Raw genomic sequence first — 19,999 nt, 5'->3', positions numbered from 1 at the left:
CCAGGGCGGAAGCAATAATAAGGAGGTTCCGTTTTAAAAGGGCGCTGTATTTTGCTTTGCGTACTTTTCTCATCTGCCGTCGCCTCCTTGTCCCACGGAGATGCCTTTGCGAACCATGTCGCCCCACTCCTGACGTTTGCCGCGAACGGCCTGCACAAGTCCCCGGCATCGCCATATCGTCTGGATCGGCCGGTACCAGAACGATTCCGACAGCGCCCACCAGAACAGCCGGGATACGTCTGCCGGGCGGTTATATTTCCCCATGCCCCACTCCTCCAGCAGCACCGCTCCCATGGACAGAAACGAACCGTACAATATCATGGCGGCCAGCAGCAGCACGCTGAAAGCCATGTTGATGTCGCCGATGAATAAATGAACGGCAAGGAATACGTATCCGAACAATTCGACGGCAGGTCCAAGCAGCTCGACGAATAAAAAATACGGCATGGCTATAAGCCCGATGCGGCCGTAACGAGGATTGAGGATCATGCCGCGATGCCGCCACAGGCTTTCAAACAAACCGCGGTGCCATCGGATGCGCTGCCGCTTCAGGATGTTCAACCGCTCCGGCGCTTCCGTCCAGCATACGGGATCGGGGATGTAGGCGATGCGCGCCTTGCTCTTCTTTTTGCAAATTAAACGATGCAGCCGCACGATCAGCTCCATGTCCTCTCCGATTGTACCGGTCTCGTAGCCTCCCGCCTCCAGCAGCCAGTCCTTGCGGAACACGCCGAATGCGCCGGAAACAATCAGCAGCATATTCATTTTGCTTAACCCGATACGTCCCATCAGAAACGCACGCAAATATTCGATGACTTGCATAACGACAACAATGTTACGTGACAGCCGGACGCCGTCGCCGAGGTATCCCCGGTCAACGACGCTTCCGTTGGCGATGCCGACGCTGCCGCCGCAGGCGATGATTTCTTCGCCGGGCTTCGCTTCCACAATCGGCTTCATAATTTTCAAGAAAGCGTTCGGATCAAGCACGGTATCGCCATCCAGCGAAACGACATACGGGTAATGCGCAAGATTGATTCCGGCGTTCAGCGCATCGGCTTTGCCTCCGTTCTCCTTATCGGCCATCATAAGGTTCGGATGCTTGCGCGACCGGTATATGCCGCGGACGGGCATCGTTTCTTTGTTCAGCCCCGACCACGGCACTTGATGCTGAATCTGGAACATATCAAACTCGTCGAACATCCGCTGCTTCGTCGCGTCCTTGGAGCCGTCGTTCACGACGATGATCTCGTAGGTTCCATAGTTAATCCCCAGCAGGGACCGGACGCTATCGACGATGTTAAGCTCTTCGTTATAAGCCGGCACCAGGATAGACAAGGGCGGGCTAAAGGAGGAGTGCATGATTTCTTCGTACTGAAAAAACAGGGCATCCGAATCTCTGCGGATCGTTCGAAACGCGACGATAAACAGCATGAGGTAAAAGAGCATGACCACAAGGATGTAGGCGACGATAACAGCCGAGCCGACAACCGCAGTACCGGCGATCCATTCACTCCACGTTTCGTTCATAGCTTCTCCTCTCCAGCATTTCTTCCGCCGCCTCGCGGGCATAACGGTCGGCATGCATCGCGGCGATGCGCGCGAGCTGCGCGTCGCCATCGGGATAACGGCCGATGGACTGGGCCGCTTCGACACGGACGGCATACCGGTCGTCGCCGATCATTTGCTCCAGCAGCGCCCGGTACTCCGGGTTCCTTATCTCCCCCATCAACCGTGCCGCCATCAGCCGTTCCTCCCATGGATATTGACGCCATTCGGAATAGCGAACGAGGTGAGCTTCCTCCGCCTCCTGACTCAGATAACCGAAGCTTGCGGCCGCTTTAAGCGCACGAATGCGCAGCTCAACGGTCGGCGAGCTCATCAGGCGTTCAATTAGCGCAAGGTATTGTTCCGTGCGTATATGGCGGGTCCTCAGCACATCGAGCAGGTTGCGCTGAAGCGTATCATTCCCCTTGTCAAACTGTACGATCAGCTCCTCCAGCAGCTCCGTTCCCATCGCCATCAGCACTTGCCGGTACCGGTGATCGGACGATAACGGCAGCCGGACGTATGCGCCCAGCAGACAATCCGGCAGCTTGGGGTCCTGGAGCGCTGCCATCACCCGCAAGACCGCCCATAATTCCTCCGGCGTACTCTTCTTGTCCGACAACAGGGCGAATACTTCCGCGTGAAGCATGTTCATGCGAAACAAGCCGATATGATCAAGCGTGCGCAGCCGTATCTCTGCCTTGCGGTGGTTCAGCCGCCGCCGGTACAGCGGTCCAAAATGCTCTTCGGCGATGCGACACACCCGTTCGCGCTCCGGCTGCGTGCCTCCAACGCGAAGCCGGTGCGTCAGATACGCTTCAAGCGCGTTCCACTGCCACGGATGCCGGGGCATGATCATTCGCGACGCTTCTCCCGTTGTCACGTAACGCTCAATGGGGGAATCCGGCATGGAAGCCCGCTGCGTCCAAGCTGCCATTTTGTCGCTTCGTTTGTTATAAAGCCATTTCCGGATAAGCAAATAACCATAAAGGGCGAGCAGCAATCCAAGACAACCCATGCAAAATAGCAGAACGGCACTCATCGCAGTTGAGTCGTTCATCAGCTCATCCCCTGCAGCAGACGATGTATACGGGCTTCCAGCTCCGGCAAACGGAACGGCTTCGTCACGTAATCGTCGGTACCGGCACGTATCGCCTGGGCAATTTCCGTCTCGTCGCCGATACCGGTCAGCATCAGAATGCGGTATTTATTAGCCGGATAGCCGGAGCGCAGACGATTCAGCACCTCCATGCCGTTCATACGCGGCATCATCCGGTCAAGAATAAGCAAGTACGCCTGCTCGCCTCGATGCCAGTCGTCCGCGAAAAAAGCTTCCCCGTCCGCAAACGTGCGAATCTCCAGCTTTTCTCCCGCGACTTCCATATCGCGCATGCGCCGCTCCAGCATATTCCGGATAAGCGGATCGTCGTCGATAATGGCTGCACGGCAAGCTCCTTTGCGCATCGAACCTGCGACCGTGCGGGTCCCGCTCGTACGATCTCGCCGTCCTAGCTTGATATCGCTCATCGCTTTACCCAGTGCGGCCATGCCAACATCAGGCTCCTGCGCCCCATCCAATGTCATGAATACATGAGGCAGCGACATCCTGACGGCATCTCCATCGATCTCGAATGCTTGAGCGGCAAATGCCTCCGACAGCCGGTTCAATCTCAAGGCTATCGTTTCCGCCGTACCTTCCTGTCCCAGCAGTACAAACCGGTCCCGATCCCAGCGCGCCAGAAGCTCTCCCGGACGGACCCGTTCCTTCAACCACCCGGCGATACGATGCAGATAGCCGTCGGACGCCGCATGGCCATATCGCTCGTTCAAGCTGCGGAACGCGTCGATATCAAAGAGCGCCGCCCAATACGGCTTTCCATCATCGGCGGCCTCCTGACCGATTTGCCGCCACTGGTTGCGCAAATATTGGATATTATAAAGCCCGGTCAGCTCGTCGGTAAGCATCATTCGGCTGATCATTTGCTTGCGGCGCAGCTTGTTCAGGACCCGGGCGGCGAACTCATCCGGATCGAAAGGCTTGACGATGAAGTCGTCCGCACCCGACTGATAAGCTTTGATGCGTACGGCGGTGTCATCCTGAGCGCTGATCAGCAATACGGGCACGATAAAGCGCTGCGACCGCTCCTGCAGCACCGTGAGCAGATCAAAACCGCTATGGCCCGGCATGACGACATCCAATACGATGCAATCCGGCTTAAGCTCATAAAACCATTGGATCGCTTTATCCGGATAGGGTGTCGCCATGACCAGACAGCCCTCTTGCTCCAGCCGCTCTTTCATCAAATTGAGAAAAGCGACGTCATCGTCGACCAGCAGCACGAGCGACTTCAATAGCTCGGCATGCTTAACGGGGGCCGGCTCGGAAGCCGGAGCTTTCGCGGCTGCGGATTCCCGAGGCAATCCTGCGGCGCTCTCCTGAATGTTCCGTTCTTCGTGTATATCGAAAGTCTTTCTTAATGCCATTATCGGTTCAATAATATGTTCAAGCTCCGCCATTGTCCATAAACGTGAGCCCTGTTCTGAAATATCGTTCAAAAGCCGGCCGGCAGCATCCGTCCAACTTTGCAAATCGATTGTAGCCGCCGTTCCTTTGATCCTATGCAGCAGTCCGTAAAGGTCCGCTTCCCGGATAGGCCCGTCCGCCGAACGCCACGAAGCGATCGTTGCGTCGAATTGCCTGATAAACAGTAGCTGGAATTTTGTCATCTCGCGCTCCTTTTTCATTATGCTGCCTTCATTATAGCTTCCGTTCATCCACCCGTTCAAGGTCATAACGCCCTAGGGCTGTTGGCAAACTTTAAACGAAAAGACCAAAGAGGACTGAAACAACCTAATATAGTCCTTTCGTAAAACTTCGAAACCCCTTACAATTCCGATTACACGGTTCCTATTAGAAATTTAGTAATAAATATCCAGATGGAGTATAGATATAGGTCCAAGGTTGTGGTAAAATGTGGCTGGGTAACCAAATGAAGGGTAAATGCTCTTATATCCAGCCATACACAAAGCCATTTTTATTTAACCGGAGGGGAACATGAAGAATTTTTTGAGTTTGTTAGTTATTTTATCTCTTTTTTTGATCGCTATGGGGTGCCAAAGCAGTAAGGTTGAAAACAAGGCGGCAAGTACAACCCCAGCAACTGCTCAAAATGATGCCGATGTGAAAGAATCGGGCCAAAAGATAAATGTAGACAAAGGGCTCGTAGACGTTGAGGTTACTTTGCCGGCATCATTTTTTAACGGGCAGGATATAGATAAAGCTATCGAAAAAGCAAAATCAGACGGTGTTAAGGAAGCAAAGAAGAATGCGGACGGATCTGTAACCTATGTAATATCAAAGGCAAAGCATACAGAAATGATGAAAACCCTTGAAGATTCTATGTTAGAAGCTGTTGATAATTTAAAGAACGATAAAAATTTCAAATCAATTAAAAATGTTAACGTCGATAAGAAGTATGCTGAATTTACAGTGACGGTTGATAAAAATGTTTTCGAAAAAAGTTTTGATGCAATCGGCCTTCTAGGCATAGGGATAAGTTCTATGTATTATCAGATATTTGAAGGCAGCGCGTCAGACCAGGTTAAAGCCACTATTAAATTAAAAGACGAAGCTACCGGTACCACATTTAAAACAATCGTATACCCGGATGATATGAACAAACAATAATTGACCTCGTGAATATCGAACTCAAAGTAGTATATCGAATAGAACAGCAGGCTCTCTCAGGGGTCCGCTTGCCGGAAGCCGCTTCATCTTATTGAAGAGTAAATGCAGCAATATGTCGAAAAGGAGCTCGCCACCTCAGTGGCAAGCTCCTTTTCATTTTTGAGGACTGATCTTACTGAAGCGTGAAGGAGGACTTCGCCGCTTTGTAGATATTCGGTGTGAAGCTGAGCAGGCGATCGTACAGCCTCATAACAGTACAGCAGCTCCATAGTTAAATTGAAGGCAAATAGCCCTAAAAACACCCGGAATAATAGTTCAAACATACTATTAAATCCTTTCCTATTCTGATAGTATAGGAGCATAAAGGTGAATACCAAAGGCAAACTATGCGAAAGCATAGGACGCAAAGCCACGGGTCTAAAGCGATTGCATGACAGCCGGGTTGCCATCAGACAATGGACTTCATCCTGTTGGAGACCGGGGCATTGCGCAGGCATTGTTCCGGCCTTCTTTGTTTCTGTGAATGGCCCACGAATCGATCTCGACGATACCTAACAAGATTCACTTCACCAGGAGGGTCGATTGTATGATGACCAAATTGCCTATATCCTCCAAGTCCGTCAGCCGGATGCTCTTCGTGACGGGCTCCATGCTCCTCGCCTTTGGAAGCGTTTTACACGATTTGCAGCTTTTTTTCGGCATAACCATTTTATTCTCGAATATTTTTCTGCTGCCCTTGGTCCGCTTGTTCGGGATCAAAATCGGCTTGCCGGCGGCGGCATTGGTATACGGCGTTGCGATCGTTCAATTTCATAGTCCGGCCTACATAGTCATTTTTCTGCTGGAGGTTATCTGGATCGGCCTGTGGCAATTAAGAAAGCCGAGCTTTATGCTCGGGCTGGACCTTCTTTTCTGGGTGGGCATCGGGACCCCGATAACGCTAGCCGCTTGCTATATGACCGGGACGTTCTCGGCGACCGAATTCATCCTGCTTCTTACCGTGACGGCCGGCAACGGGTTATTCAATACGTTAATCGCGGATATGCTTGTCGATTATTTGCCGCTCGGCCGTTGGCTGGGGATGGCTCACGGCAAGCTCAGATCTATTCCTTTCCGGCGCGTCATGTTCCATCTCTCAATCACAACGGTTTCGCTGCCCTTCCTGATGAATATCTTGACCAGCGGCTGGAGCTCGTATGACGTCTCTACCCGCACGACGCTCCAGGCGGCCAGAAATACCGCCGACAGCATTATTAAGGAGCTCGATCAGTGGGGAGCGGAGGACGTGCTCGGCGTTCGGCTGGAGAGCGTGATTCAGCTCGGATATTTACAGGAAATCGTGAACCGGAATACGACCCAGAAGCTGTTCGACATTACCATTACGAATACGAAGAAAAACGTATTGGCCTCGAACAGCTCAAAGCAGCGGCATGCGTTCAACCCGAAATCGAAATCGGCCATATCCGCAGTTTCTCTGGAAGATAATTTTACTCTCGAGAAGCCTGCCCGGACGCATGCGTTTCTTCCTACCCAAGAGTGGAGGGATGCCAATTATGTGTATACGACTGCGCTCGACCGGGTCGGTCTGACCTTGACGGTCAGCATCCCGGTTAAGGTCTACCAGGACCGGATAGTGCTGGAACATATTTATCAATTGCTGTATATGATCGGCAGCATGGCGATTGCGGCGATCCTGGCGCTGGCCATCAACCGGTGGCTCAGTCAGAGCCTGATGCAGCTTGCCCAGTCGACAACGAACCTTCCTGCAAGGCTCAAGCAGATGGACCAGCCGGAATTGCCGAGCAGCAGCATTTTGGAAATTGCCTCGCTCATTCATAACATCAAGGACATGTCGCAGAATTTGCTGTTTATGTTCCGGGAGACGGTCTGGATGAACCAGCAGCTGCAAATTTCGGAAGGAAAGCTCCATCAGCTGGCCTATTACGATAGCTTGACCGGCTTGCCTAACCGGCTCTTGTTCGGCCGGACCCTGCACGAGCTGTTATCGAGAGCGGCAGAGCGTTCGGAACAGCTTGCCGTCATGTTCGCCGATCTGAACCGATTCAAGCAAATCAACGATACGATGGGACATGCGGCAGGGGATATTTTGCTGCAGAAAGTGGCGGAGCGCTTCACGGTATTCATGGATGACGCCTGCCAAGTATTCCGGCTGGGCGGCGATGAGTTCGTATTTATCATGCGTTATGAAGCGTCCCATGTCCCGCAAGAGCTTGCGGAGAGGATATGCGCCTGTATCGAGCCGCCGTTCGAGCTGGAGGGAGCCTCCGTCTATACGGCGGTCAGCATCGGCATCAGCTTGTTCCCCGAACACGGAGATTCGTTCGAAGCGATTGTCAAAAATGCCGATATGGCTATGTATGTCGCGAAGGAGAGGGGGACGAGCAGCTACCATTTCTATAATCAGCTGCTGGAGGAAATGGCGGAGGAACATATGTTTATCGAGAACGGCTTGCGAAATGCGCTGTTGACCGGGCAATTCTTCCCCGCCTATCAGCCGAAAGTCAGCCCGGCAACCGGCCGAATGACCGGATACGAGGCTTTAATTAGGTGGAATCATCCGGACAAGGGGCTTATCCCCCCAGCCAAATTCATTCCGCTTGCCGAGGCGTCGGGAATGATTGTGGATATCGACATGTGGGTGCTGCGGGAAGCATGCCGCCAGACTAAAGAATGGCAGGAGCGGGGATTCCCCGGACTGCCGGTTTCCGTCAACTTGTCGGCCAAGCATTTCGGCCACGGGAATCTGGTGGATACCATCCGGCGCATTCTGGAGGAGACCGGACTTGAGCCTCGCTACGTGTGCCTGGAAATTACGGAGAGCGTTTTTATCAAGCAAACGGACTCGGTTATTGAAAGCCTGACCCAGCTAAGGGAGATGGGGATTGAAATCTCGATTGACGATTTCGGAACGGGCTATTCCTCCTTGAATCAGCTGCAGCGGCTGCCGGTAACAGTGGTCAAGCTGGATCGTACCTTTATACAGGACCTGGATCAAGACGAGAAAAAATCCGCCATTGTCAAAGCGGTGATCGAGCTTGCTCATAGCATGGGATTGAAGGTGGTCGCAGAAGGCATCGAGACTGAGCAGGAAAGAAGCCTGGTGACCGAGATGCAATGCGATGAGCTTCAGGGGTTTTATTTTTGTAAGCCCTTGCCGAGCGAACGTTTCGAGCGGTATATGGCTGCCGGGCATACGATTGGAGATGGCAACGGGGGTGTTTAACATAAAAAAATGGCTAATGACAGTCGTAATTGCGCTCTTGATGGTTGTACAAACGGGATGCACGCAGAACAATGAGGCACAGCCAGCGGAAGCCGCCAAACCGCCTTCTGCGGAACCTGTACCGAACGAGCCGGTTGAACTGGAATTTTGGTCGTATTATGGGGGCTGGGAGAAGCAGATCGCGGCATTTGGGGAAAAGTACCCGGGCGTCACGATTCAAGTAAAAACTTTCCCGTTCTCCTCTTATGCGGCGGCTTATCTTCAGGCTGTTGCGGACGGCGTTGGGCCGGATATTATGATGGCGGACAGCGAGCATTTCGGGCAATTTACGGCGATTGCCGGGATGGAGGACTTGCTCGCATACGGAGCAGGCAAATATCGCCAGGACTTCAGCGAATCGTTGTGGCAGAGCGGCTTATCGTTCGACGACAAGAAGCTGATGGGCTTCCCGGTCGGCACATCGCCATTGCTGACGTATTATCGGGCGGACCTGATGGAGCAATACGGGTTCCCCTCCGACCCCGAGCAGCTTGGAGCCTTTATGGAGAAGCCTGAGCATTGGCTCGAGATCGGCAAAGCTCTGAAGAAGGACAACCGGTACATTACCCAATGGCATATCGAGCCCGTTTATATATTCGAGCGATCCCATGCCTTGTTCGATTCGCAGCTGCGCTTCGCCCGGAATACCGATACGTTCGTCCAGGCGATCGAAATCGCCAAGGAAGTGAATTCGGCCGGACTCCAGGCCTCTATCGACGTATGGACGCCCGCCGGAGCGGTCGCCGTTCAAGAGGGCAAAATCGCCATGATGTATATGGGGGCATGGGGAGCCGATCAGATTAAGGAATGGGCGCCAGAGTCGGCGGGGCTATGGAGGGAAACCCGGTTGCCGTTTAATCAGTACGGCTGGGTGAACAGCTCTAACTTTATGATGCCTTCCGCCGGCAAGCATAAGGAATGGGCATGGAAGTTTATCGAATTCTGTGTAACGGAGTGGAGTTTGCAAGGCCAGGATAACGGGGTGCCCGCCTACATCCCGGCCCGCGGCAATCCGAAGAAGCTGGAGAGGACCAGCCCTTACTTCGGAGAACAGAAGCTGTATGCCTTGCACGAGAGGCTGGCGGAGAACATGAGGGAGTTCAAATCGACGCCGCTGGATGGGAAAGCGCAGGCTATCTGGGGCGACGAAGTCAATACGGGCATAGAGCGGCTTAGCAATTCCAAGCATATTTTGGAGCAAATCAAGCTCAAGATAGATGCGGATTTGGGCAAAGAGGTAGCCATCTTGAAAAATGCGCTGAACGTCGAGCCCTGATACAGGTAACAGGATCTTTCACCCGGATCGCAGCGCTGCGGCCGCATTCGGAGACAAACGCATACAGCGAGCCGTCGCGGAACGTCAGCTCGCGGCCATTTATGCCCGTCAGCTCGCCGCCGCTCTCCCACTCCAGCTCAATCCCTATCCGGGATTGGGCAGTTTGGCGTACGCCGGGCACGCCTGTGTTTATCTTGACGGCAGAACGCTCGCCTTCGGATCGCCGTCGCAGTCAGGCAGGGCGGCGATCCTCGTCCTGTTTCTCCAGCCTCTCCCAAGCCGCGCGCAACCGAAAAAAGCTTTTCCCGTAAATGATCATATACTTGTGCCTATTCTACCCATTAAAGCTGAGGTACTCATCCTATGAATAAACAACAACTAATCGTCCAGCCCGATACCTGCTATCGGCTGGCTGAACAGAAAGCTGCCGGCTACTTTGCCTCGCTATATGAACAAGTGAAGGGACAGTCGTATGCCGCTGTCTTGTCCGCGGACATTCGGCTGTGGAAGAGGAAGCATATCCGCCGCGCATCCTGGCTGTCTCTTTTCTCGCCAAGAAAAAACAAACCCGATTCAAGCGACTACTCCCGCTATATTCAGTGGCTGACGCATACAGGCCGACTGGACGCGTATCTGGACCGGAGCGTTACGTATATGTATATGAGGGATCTGGGAAAGGCGCCTGATGCTCCGGACGCGCAGGCCGGCATACGGCGTATGGCTGCTCAGCTCAAGCAGCGCTTGATTCATCCCGCGGAAGGGGAGCGGCTAAACTTCGTCAGTACGGCATGGCTGTACCGTTGGGCCCGGAAGGAGGGCGTAGAAGAAGCCGCGATATGGCTGATAGACAAGCTGAAGAACGTAGCGGTCCATATTCCCCAGGAAATGAACGCCGAGCATGCTCAGCGCAAGCTGATGAAGATCATTATGGGCGTAGTCCTGCATGCGATCGAGGAGATGAACGACGAAACGCCGCCGGAGGAGCGCGTACGAAGACTGGATGCGGCTATCCGGCTCGGGTACTCTTACGGGTTGACCTATCCGTTCGTGGACGATCTGCTTGATGCGCCGGTCTTGACGGCTCCGGAGAAAGAGCAATACGGCCAAATGATCCGAACTGCGCTTCTCACAGGCTCGGTGCCGGAGCTGGGCGAGCTGGAGGAATGGGACGGAGCCCACAAAGCCCTGATCATGTACGTGCATGCGGAGCTGCGCGATGCCTTCCACTATATCCAGCAGCATCAGCGGCCGGAGACCCGGCATTTATTCTTCGAGCAGGCTTATGTATTTTTTCACGCGCAGGAGCTGGACCGGGGCAAGGAGCTGTCCCATGACGCGTATACGAACGAAGAACTGTACCTTCCCGTTATCCTCAAGTCGGCCTCTTCCCGCTTAGTTGCCCGTTCTGTGCTTGACGTTCCCGCCGACGAGGGGTTTGAGGAACGCACCTTCTACTACGGCATCTATAACCAGCTGGCGGATGATTTTGCAGATATGCTGGACGATCGCAGAGACGGCGCGGTAACGCCGTACACCTACTATATGATGTACCGGGAGCGGCGGCCCGATCTGATCAATCCCTTCGAGCTTTATTGGGCGGTCATCGCTCATTTGATCCATCATGTATACCGTTCCGACGCCAATGCCCGCGAGATTATTCTGGACCGGGCTATCAACGGCCTCAAGCGGTGCCGAGCGCGTATCGGCGACGAGCAGTATAGCAGCCTGATGGACATATTGGCTTCGGGTCATCCGGCGTTTCGCCGATTGGTCCAGCATATGGTTAACCGGGCGGAAGATGTGGACTTCTTCGACAAGCTGCTGCGGGATCAAGTCGTCGCCGGGCTGCAGACGGATCGGAAGGAAAGGGAGCAGTTTTTCCGGACGATTCAGGCAGTCCGCGAGCAGATCAACCACGCGCTGCCCATCGCCAAACCGGACGGCGGCGTGCCGGCGATGAAGGAGTCGCTGATCGAGGCGGCCAATTACAGTCTGGAAGGGGACGGCAAGCGGCTGCGTCCCATCGTCACCTGGGTCATGGGCGTGCATGAATATGGGCTGAGCGAAACAGCCATCCTTCCTCTATTAAAGTCACTGGAGTATATGCATACCGCATCCTTGATCTTCGATGATCTGCCCTCCCAGGACAATGCGCCCACCCGCAGGGGACGTCCTACGCTCCACCGGGTTCACGACAGCGCCACGGCTGAATTAACCGGCCTGTTCCTGATCCAGAGAGCCATCCGGGAGCAGGCAACGCTTGAGAGGTTCGACGCCAAGGACGTGCTGGCTCTCATGCGTTATTCGGCCGAGAAGGCGGAGGATATATGTATGGGCCAGGCGATGGACCTGAACGCGAGAGGGAAAGAGCTGACGCTGGAGCAATTGAACACGATCTGCTTCTATAAAACCGGAGTCGTGTTTGAGGCTGCGCTTGTGATGCCCGCTATTCTGGCCCGGGCGGGGGAGGAGGAAATTGCCCGCCTGAAGGCTTATGCTTATCATGCCGGCATAGCGTTTCAGATCAAGGACGACCTGCTTGATGTGGAAGGGGATGCGCGCCTGCTCGGGAAGCCCGTCGGCAAGGACGCGGCGAACAACAGCTCGACCTTCGTTTCGATCCTCGGGCAGGAAGGCGCGCGCAAGGAAATGTGGGAGCACTACTGCCGGGCCATGGAAGAGCTGCAGAAGATGCCGCGTCCCCGCGTTTTTCTGAAGCATCTGTTGGATTATATGATCAACCGGGAAGGTTAGGCAATCCGAATGTTGGGCGGGCAGCAGCAGCGGCGGCAGGCGGCTGGCGAGCGTCCGGTGGAGGGCAAATATAAAGTAAAGGCGGTGCTTTCCCAAGGAAAAGGAAGGCACCGCCTTGTCGTATGCTAGCGTTCGTTTGCGGATAAGCTGTGTTTCGGACCGACCTCCGACAAGAAGCCGCCGATTCGTTCGGCAGCCTCTTCTATAGACTGCACCTCGAAGGTGATGCGTTTCTCCTGCGTCTGCTTGGCGGTATGCTCGTAGCGAGGATCGTAATAATGCTCAAGCAGCAGACGGACGGCGTCGGCGAACTTGTCGGTCAGCAGCAAGGCTTCGATTTCCTTGGCTATCGGGGTATGCAGACGGCTCTTGATCTGCCGGAACGCCTGGAGGCATTCTTCTTTATGCTCCCACGGGCGGTAGTCCGTCAAAATGTGCTGCACCCGGGCTTCGAGAGGCAGCTCAATATAGAGCTGCACCGCCGAGCTTTTGGCATTCACGATAAATTCGGGCAGCGCGATTTTGCCGACCCGCTTGCTTTCGGCTTCGAAGACGATATAAGGCGCCTCGGCGATCGGCAGCAGCTCCTTGAGCAGAAGAGATTCGAACGTTTTCTGGTTATGCGGGGACAGTCCGATATTTCCGAATACCGACCCTCTATGACCGGCCATCGCTTCGAAGTCGAGCACAGGGAAGCCTTGCTCCTTGAGCCGCTGCAAAATCGCCGTTTTCCCCGAGCCGGTATATCCGTTAAGCACGTAAGGCTCCGGCTTGAGCCGCATGGCCGCCAATGTCTCGACGACCCACTTGCGGTAGGCGCGAATTCCCCCGGCCAAGCGGTACACGCGGATGCCCATAAGCGATAGCACCGTAGCCGTAGTCTTGCTCCGCATGCCCCCGCGCCAGCAGAATACCGTCTTCTGGCCTTCGAGCTGCTCAAACTCGCGGATAAAGGCAGGCAGCTTGGCCGACACGACCTCCAGCCCCTTGGCTTTGGCCGCCTGCACGCTTACCTGCTTGTACAGGGTGCCGATCTCCGCGCGTTCCGCGTCGTCGAACAACGGAATATTCAAGCTGCCGGGAATCGTAGCGTCTCTGAACTCGGAAGGGGACCGCACGTCGATCATAACCAGTTCTTTCTTACGCTGTTGTTCGAGCAGCTTCTCGACGCTGATATCTTCAAACAATCCGCTATCGCTCCCTTCTAGCTAGATGACTGCAATATGCCCGGGATGCTCGGATGTCGTTTCGCCGATCAGGCTGGCTTCCACGCCTGCCTGCTGCAAGCCGGCCAGCAGCTCTTCGGCCTGATGGCCGGCCACCGCGATGAGCAGCCCGCCGGAAGTAACGGCATCGCATAAGATCCATTGGCCGATCTGATCGAGATGCTCGGGGAATGTGACGGAGCCCTGGAGATGGGCATAATTATTTTTCGTGCCCCCGGGCACGAAGCCCTCCTCGGCCAGCTCTCTGACGCGCGGCAAAACCGGAACCTGGCTCTGGACGATCCGCAGGCCGAGATTGCTTCCCTTGGCCATCTCCGAGGCATGCCCCAGCAGGCCGAAGCCCGTGATATCCGTGCAGGCATGCACCTCATACGGCTCCATGATCTCTGCGGCCTTCTTGTTTAAGGTCGACATAACCTCCGTGACTCGCTTCACTTCGTCTTCGCTCAAGCGGTCTTTCTTGATGGACGTTGTCAGAATGCCGACCCCGATCGGCTTGGTCAAGATCAGCTTGTCGCCCGCCAGCGCTCCGGTATTGGCGAGCACCTTGTCCGGGTGGATCAGTCCTGTGACGGCCAGTCCGAATTTCGGTTCGGCGTCATCGATGGAATGGCCCCCGACGAGCGTAACGCCTGCTTCCCGCGTTTTATCGCCGGCTCCGCGCAAAATTTCCGCCAGCACCTGTTTGTCCAACGTCTTGATGGGAAAGGCTACTATATTCAACGCGGTAAGCGGCTTGCCGCCCATGGCGTAAATATCGCTGATGGCATTCGCCGCGGCGATTTGGCCGAATGCATACGGATCATCCACGATCGGCGTGAAAAAATCGACAGTTTGCACCAACGCCAGTTCATCGCTGAGCTTGTAGACGCCGGCATCGTCGCTTGTGTCGATACCTACCAGCAGATTCGGATTCGGAACGGCAGGGGGAAGGCTGGCGATGACTTGTCTCAAGTCGGCGGGACCGATTTTGCAGCCGCAGCCTCCTTTGGTTGAATAAGAGGTCAGTTTAATGGTCATATTCCATAACTCCTTCCATCGAGTTCGAGCAGGCGGGGCGCTTGCATGACTTATGGTACAATGATACCGGAATTCGTATTCAAAATCTAATGCAGGGGGAAGCAGCATGGCTCGTTCTCACAGATGGTCTCCTGAACAGACGGGGCGCAGGAAGGTTATTATCTCCGTCGCTATTTTTCTGCTTTTGGCTGTTGCCGGCCTCGCTTACATCAAGTGGTGGCCTTATTATAACAAAGCCTGGAACGCCGCTATCCATCATACGATAGGCAATTCGATCCTCTCCGGCCAGGACTCGGCCATCCCGGAACCGTCGTGGCATGCGGCCTGGGAGTATGCGGCAGTTTATTACAAGGCCGTATGGAAAGCGGCCCTGCTCGGGATATTGCTCGGTTCCTTGCTCCAAGTGCTGCTTCCTTCGGCGTGGCTGCTTAAGGCGCTTGGCGGAACGACCTTCGGAAGCACGGCCGTTGGCGGAGTCGCTTCGCTGCCGGGCATGATGTGCAGCTGCTGCGCGGCGCCTATGACAGTAGGCATGCGGAAGAAGCAAGCTTCTGTAGGAGCGAGCTTGGCCTTCTGGCTGGGCAATCCGACGCTGAACCCCGCCACTTTGGTATTCATGACATTTGTGCTGTCGTGGAAGTTTACGTTAATTCGCCTGGTGTTCGGCTTGCTGCTTACGTTTGGCGTCAGCTATTTCGCCAACCGGTTCGCAGGAGACGCCCGGTTGCCGCATGAGCTGGCCACGGCTTCGGAGGAGGCGGGCGCCGAACACCCGGAGCCCTGGCTCAAGCGCTGGCTGGCCAGCATAAGCAGTATGCTGCTGCATCTTATCCCCGCCTATGCGCTGGCCGTGCTGCTGCTTGGCGCCGCGAGAGCATGGCTGTTTCCCGTGATAGACGCTGCGGGCTCCAACAGCCTCTGGACTGTGATCGGATTCGCCATAGCCGGAACGCTGTTCGTTATTCCTACGGCCGCCGAAATCCCGATTATCCAATCGCTGATGTCCGCCGGACTTGGCGGCGGCCCTGCCGCTGCGCTGCTGCTCACCTTGCCAGCCGTCAGTCTGCCTTCTATGCTTATGGTCGCAAGATCATTCCCGGTCAAAGTAATCGTCTTCGTTGCGGGGGCGGTCATCGTGCTCGGCATCCTAAGCGGATTGACCGGCGCCTGGCTGCTGTAAGTTCCTTACATGGGAATAACATCCACCACGCTGGGCACGCTAAGGGGTAGGAGGTGTGCGCATGAATGTGATGGAAGTATTAGCTAATATGATCAAGCCGTTTCTGGACGGGGAGAAGCCGCCCCTGCATGTGGGCGAAGTGATGAATCTATGGTTCTACTGGACGGCAACGGAGCAGACGATGCGCGGGGAGCAGGTGTCCCATAATATAGTGGAGCATCCTAAGCTGAAGGAGAAGCTGAAGGAAGTCATCGAAGATGTGCATGGACCGATCCTGCGGGAGCTGAGCGATTTCTTGCACAAAGAAGGCATACCGATCCCCGATATTCCGCCGGATAAGCCGGTGGGAGATTTTCGCCACATTCCCGAGGGCTCCAAGCTCTCGGATGAGGAAGTGGCCAATCTGCTCAGCTTTAATCTGGTGCTGGGTATAAATTATGCCTGCCGGGGGATGGTGGAGGCCGTAAGACCGGATGTGGCGACGATGTTCGCCCAATTCCAGATGAAGAAGCTTACCTTCGCGATCACGCTCAAGGAGCTGCTGGTGAAGGAAGGCTGGATGAAGGTGCCGCCCTCTTATGTCTCTACAGCGGCCAAGTAACGGAGGACCGCTCTTTCACTTTTACTTTGCTGCGGCTCAGCGAATAGCTCTTTCCTGCATTCGGGCAGGGAGGAGCTTTTGTTTTGCCGGGAGGTTACCGGAAAATCTATAAACATGCCAGGCTGCCCCACATCCGTCACTGCCATGCATGGTATACTGAGAATTGGCATCGGAGGAGAGCTGAGATCAGACGAAGAGCGGGAGGAGCTGCAACGCATGAACCTTGTCGTGTTGGACGGATTTACGTTGAATCCGGGAGATTTGAGCTGGGCCGGCTTGGAGGCCCTGGGGAAGGTGACGGTCTATGACCGGACGAAGCCGGAGGAGGTGCTCAGCCGAGCCGCGAACACGGAGCTGGTGTTGACGAATAAAACGCCGCTAAGCCGGGAGACGATCGGGCAGCTCCCCGGGCTGCGGTATATCGGCGTATTGGCGACCGGGTATAACGTCGTCGATGTGGAGGCTGCTAAGGAGCGGGGGATAACGGTCACGAATGTGCCGGATTATGGGACGTTGTCCGTAGCCCAGTTCGTATTCTCCCTCCTGCTGGAGCTGTGCCAGCAGGTAAAATTGCACAGCGATGCGGTCCATGCGGGCGAGTGGACCAGGAGCGCAGACTTCTGCTTCACGCGTTCGCCGCTGACTGAGCTCGCGGGCAAGACGCTGGGCATCATCGGCTTCGGAACGATCGGTCAACAGGTCGCACGGATCGGGTTGGCCTTTGGCATGGAAGTCGTCGCTTCGGCAACGCGGCCGAAGACGATCCCGGGACTGGAGCAAGTGAAGCTGATGAGCAATGAGGAGGTGCTGGCCGTATCCGATGTGGTCAGCCTGCACTGCCCGCTGACGCGGGACACGGAAGGGATGATCAACGCCGGTACAATCGCCAGGATGAAACGTTCGGCCTTCCTGATCAACACGTCCCGGGGCGGGCTCATCGTGGAGAATGATCTGGCTGCCGCGCTGCAGGAAGGGCTGCTTGCGGGCGCAGGTCTGGACGTATTGTCCGCAGAGCCGCCGCCTGCGGATCATCCGCTGCTGGGCGTCCCCCGCTGCCTGATAACGCCGCATATTGCCTGGGCGACGCTTGAGGCCAGGCAGCGGCTGATGGAGACGGCGGTTGCCAATGTATCGGCCTACCTGGCCGGAGCGCCGGTGAACGTGGTCGGCAAGTAAATTCAGCGTCCGGCCGCCCGCCGGCAAGTTCCGATAAGAAGGAGCGGGAACGGTCCGGCAGAGGCGGCATGTTTCATGTTATAATAGACCTTTATTTTTCCGCAAAGGAGGGGTAGGGGGCATGGATATTATGGATTGGGCGGTACAATTGGCGTACCGGGTCCATTGGGTGGATGTGTCAATCGCTGCGGGTATTATGCTGTTGTTTCTGTTATTTCGGAAGCTGTTCACCCGTTACGCGGCTTCCTTCCTGGTCAAGAGGCTCCGGGGATCGGATGGAAGCAGAGAATGGATAGGCGCACTGGAGAAGCCGATACGCCTGCTCTTCGTGGTGGCGGGCGTCTATTTGGCGACCGCCTATCTGGTGCCTGCGCACACCGAATTTCGTCTTGTCCTGGACAAGCTGTTCCGCAGCGCGGCGATCGGACTGGTCGGCTGGGGTATCTTTAATATATCGGCTGCCTCATCGTTGCTGCTGCTGGAAGGGGTCAGCAAGCGGCTCGGGCTGGATGAGTCCAGCATGCTGCTTCCGTTTCTATCCCGCGTGCTGCGGTTCGTCATCGTCCTGTTCAGCGTTACGCTGATTGCTACGGAGTGGGGGTTCAGCATTAACGGCGTGGTGGCGGGCATGGGACTGGGGAGCCTGGCTGTCGCCTTGGCGGCCAAGGACACGCTGGGCAATATTTTCGGCGGCATCGTGATCATTATGGAGAAGCCCTTTGCCAAAAATGATTGGATTCTGACGCCCAGCGTCGAAGGATTCGTTGAGGATATTACTTTCCGCAGCACGCAGATCCGCACCTTCGCCGATTCCGTTGTCACGGTGCCGAATGCGACGCTTGCCGCCCAGCCTATTACGAACTGGAGCCGGATGGGGAAGAGGCGCATCTCCTTCACGCTGGGCGTAGCGCTCGATTCCGACCGGAATCGTCTGGCGTCGGCGATTGATCGGATGGAAGCGCTGCTGACCGGGAATGAGGAGATCGATCCGAAGACGATTATGGTTAAATTTACTGAATTTAACGAGAGCAGTCTGGGCATCTTTTTCTATTTCTTCACCAAAACCACGGTCTGGGCAGAGTATCTGACTGTTCGCCAGGAGATGAACCTGGCCATTATGAGAATTCTTGAGGAGGAAGGCATCCGGCTGGCTTACCCCGCCCAAAGGGTATTTCTGGAGGAAGCGGCGCAAGCGGGGCAGCGGCTTCGCGCCTGACGGACGGCTTGGTACGATTGGGGCCGGGCTCATCCGGCGGCTGTATGGCTTCGGGTGCCGTTGTATGCTACGATAAGGGCAGAGATGACCATCACCAGGCGGGACGGAGCATAGAGCGATTATGAGAACATTCAAGAAATTTTATATCGAAATTACGAGCGTCTGCAATCTGGCCTGTTCGTTCTGTCCGCAGACCAAGCGGCAGGCGAACTTTATCAAAACCGACGCCTTCACGAAAATATTGGACGATATCAAGCCCCATACGGATTCGATCTACCTGCATGTCAAGGGAGAGCCGCTGCTGCATCCCAAGCTGGATCAACTGCTCGATCTGGCTCATGAGCGGGGATTTAAGGTCAACATTACGAGCAACGGCACGCTCCTGAACAAGGTGAAGCATAAGCTGCTCGGCCATCCGGCCATCCGGCAGATGAACTTCTCCCTGCACAGCTTCGACGGGCACGAGGGCTCCGTGGACAAGGAAGGCTACGTGTCCATGGTGCTGGCATTCGCCAAGGAGGCGGTGGCGCAGTCCGACATGCTTGTCTCCTTGCGGCTGTGGAATCTGACCGAGGACAATATCGTGAATGAGGAGCGCCGGCGCAACCGGGACATTCTGGAGATGATCGAGAAGGAGTTCGGATTGGACTTCAACATCGAGGAGAAGTTTAAGCGCGGCGGTGGCGTGAAGCTGGCGGGGCAAATTTACTTGAACCAGGATCATGAATTCAAATGGCCCGACCTGAAGGAAGACGAGGATGAGGGCAAAGGCTTCTGCCACGGACTGCGCAATCAGGCGGGAGTTCTTGTGGACGGGACGGTCATCCCTTGCTGTCTGGACGGGGAGGGCGTGATCAATCTGGGCAATATCCATGAGCAGTCCTTCTCGGAAATTATCCAAGGAGAGCGTGCGACCCGGATCTATGACGGCTTCTCCCGCAGAGAAGTTGTCGAGGAGCTGTGCCGCAAATGCGGATATCGCAGACGCTTCGGAGCTTGACTGCGGAGCGGCGCTTGAAATAAGGAAAAGC

The 19,999-nt window shown here is 55.3% G+C and carries 14 protein-coding genes and 1 riboswitch; of the genes, 9 read left to right on the top strand and 5 right to left on the bottom strand.

Annotated features, from left to right (window positions below):
- Positions 1-69 precede the first annotated feature (69 nt).
- From BLR08_RS16410 to BLR08_RS16400, 3 genes are read right to left on the bottom strand one after another with little or no spacing between them, the layout of a single operon-like run.
- The gene (locus BLR08_RS16410) at positions 70-1,530 is read right to left on the bottom strand and encodes a glycosyltransferase family 2 protein (protein ID WP_072332747.1); all 1,461 of its coding nucleotides are present in this window, start codon (positions 1,528-1,530) and stop codon (positions 70-72) included.
- Positions 1,511-2,608 (bottom strand): HEAT repeat domain-containing protein, encoded by a 1,098-nt coding sequence (locus tag BLR08_RS16405; protein ID WP_072332750.1) that lies wholly within the window; start codon positions 2,606-2,608, stop codon positions 1,511-1,513. The genes BLR08_RS16410 and BLR08_RS16405 overlap by 20 nt, the downstream gene beginning before the upstream one ends.
- A complete protein-coding gene (locus BLR08_RS16400) occupies positions 2,608-4,275 on the bottom strand; it encodes a response regulator (protein WP_176835541.1) in 1,668 nt (555 codons plus the stop codon). Before BLR08_RS16400 ends, BLR08_RS16405 begins: the two co-directional genes overlap by 1 nt.
- A 328-nt stretch (positions 4,276-4,603) precedes the next feature.
- Between BLR08_RS16400 and BLR08_RS16395 the strand changes: the two genes are divergently transcribed.
- The 4 genes from BLR08_RS16395 to BLR08_RS16380 all read left to right on the top strand — a co-directional run bounded on the left by BLR08_RS16395 (position 4,604) and on the right by BLR08_RS16380 (position 12,549).
- Positions 4,604-5,236, top strand: a complete 633-nt coding sequence (locus tag BLR08_RS16395) for a hypothetical protein (RefSeq protein WP_072332758.1) — start codon at positions 4,604-4,606, stop codon at positions 5,234-5,236.
- 368 nt (positions 5,237-5,604) lie between these two features.
- Positions 5,605-5,686: riboswitch (cyclic di-GMP riboswitch) on the top strand.
- 136 nt (positions 5,687-5,822) lie between these two features.
- Positions 5,823-8,480, top strand: a complete 2,658-nt coding sequence (locus tag BLR08_RS16390; protein ID WP_176835540.1) for a putative bifunctional diguanylate cyclase/phosphodiesterase — start codon at positions 5,823-5,825, stop codon at positions 8,478-8,480.
- A complete protein-coding gene (locus tag BLR08_RS16385) occupies positions 8,473-9,795 on the top strand; it encodes an ABC transporter substrate-binding protein (protein WP_256257696.1) in 1,323 nt (440 codons plus the stop codon). Before BLR08_RS16390 ends, BLR08_RS16385 begins: the two co-directional genes overlap by 8 nt.
- A gap of 363 nt (positions 9,796-10,158) precedes the next feature.
- Entirely contained in the window at positions 10,159-12,549 is a 2,391-nt protein-coding gene (locus BLR08_RS16380; RefSeq protein WP_072332764.1) for a polyprenyl synthetase family protein, read from the top strand.
- Positions 12,550-12,674: 125 nt separating this feature from the next.
- On the opposite strand, the gene mnmH is transcribed toward BLR08_RS16380, so the two are convergent.
- The gene (mnmH, locus tag BLR08_RS16375) at positions 12,675-13,736 is read right to left on the bottom strand and encodes a tRNA 2-selenouridine(34) synthase MnmH (RefSeq protein ID WP_072332767.1); all 1,062 of its coding nucleotides are present in this window, start codon (positions 13,734-13,736) and stop codon (positions 12,675-12,677) included.
- A gap of 21 nt (positions 13,737-13,757) precedes the next feature.
- Positions 13,758-14,795: a selenide, water dikinase SelD gene (gene selD, locus BLR08_RS16370; RefSeq protein WP_072332770.1), complete on the bottom strand. Its 1,038-nt coding sequence runs from the start codon at positions 14,793-14,795 to the stop codon at positions 13,758-13,760.
- Between the two features lie 106 nt (positions 14,796-14,901).
- Between selD and BLR08_RS16365 the strand changes: the two genes are divergently transcribed.
- The 5 genes from BLR08_RS16365 to BLR08_RS16345 all read left to right on the top strand — a co-directional run bounded on the left by BLR08_RS16365 (position 14,902) and on the right by BLR08_RS16345 (position 19,968).
- Entirely contained in the window at positions 14,902-15,975 is a 1,074-nt protein-coding gene (locus tag BLR08_RS16365; RefSeq protein WP_072332773.1) for a permease, read from the top strand.
- A 61-nt stretch (positions 15,976-16,036) separates the two neighbouring features.
- Positions 16,037-16,576 (top strand): DUF3231 family protein, encoded by a 540-nt coding sequence (locus BLR08_RS16360; protein ID WP_072332776.1) that lies wholly within the window; start codon positions 16,037-16,039, stop codon positions 16,574-16,576.
- Between the two features lie 216 nt (positions 16,577-16,792).
- On the top strand, positions 16,793-17,752 hold the full coding sequence (locus tag BLR08_RS16355) for a D-2-hydroxyacid dehydrogenase (RefSeq protein ID WP_072332779.1): 960 nt from the start codon (positions 16,793-16,795) through the stop codon (positions 17,750-17,752).
- 121 nt (positions 17,753-17,873) lie between these two features.
- Complete coding sequence (locus tag BLR08_RS16350) at positions 17,874-18,968, top strand: mechanosensitive ion channel family protein (protein WP_256257697.1); 1,095 nt, start codon at positions 17,874-17,876, stop codon at positions 18,966-18,968.
- Between the two features lie 121 nt (positions 18,969-19,089).
- Entirely contained in the window at positions 19,090-19,968 is an 879-nt protein-coding gene (locus tag BLR08_RS16345; RefSeq protein ID WP_072332782.1) for a radical SAM/SPASM domain-containing protein, read from the top strand.
- Positions 19,969-19,999 lie beyond the last annotated feature (31 nt).

The organism is Paenibacillus sp. cl123 (genome assembly GCF_900101595.1).
Lineage (GTDB): Bacteria > Bacillota > Bacilli > Paenibacillales > NBRC-103111 > Paenibacillus_G.
Note: the sequence above shows the minus strand (reverse complement) of the source record. Positions and strands in the feature narration are given on the sequence as shown.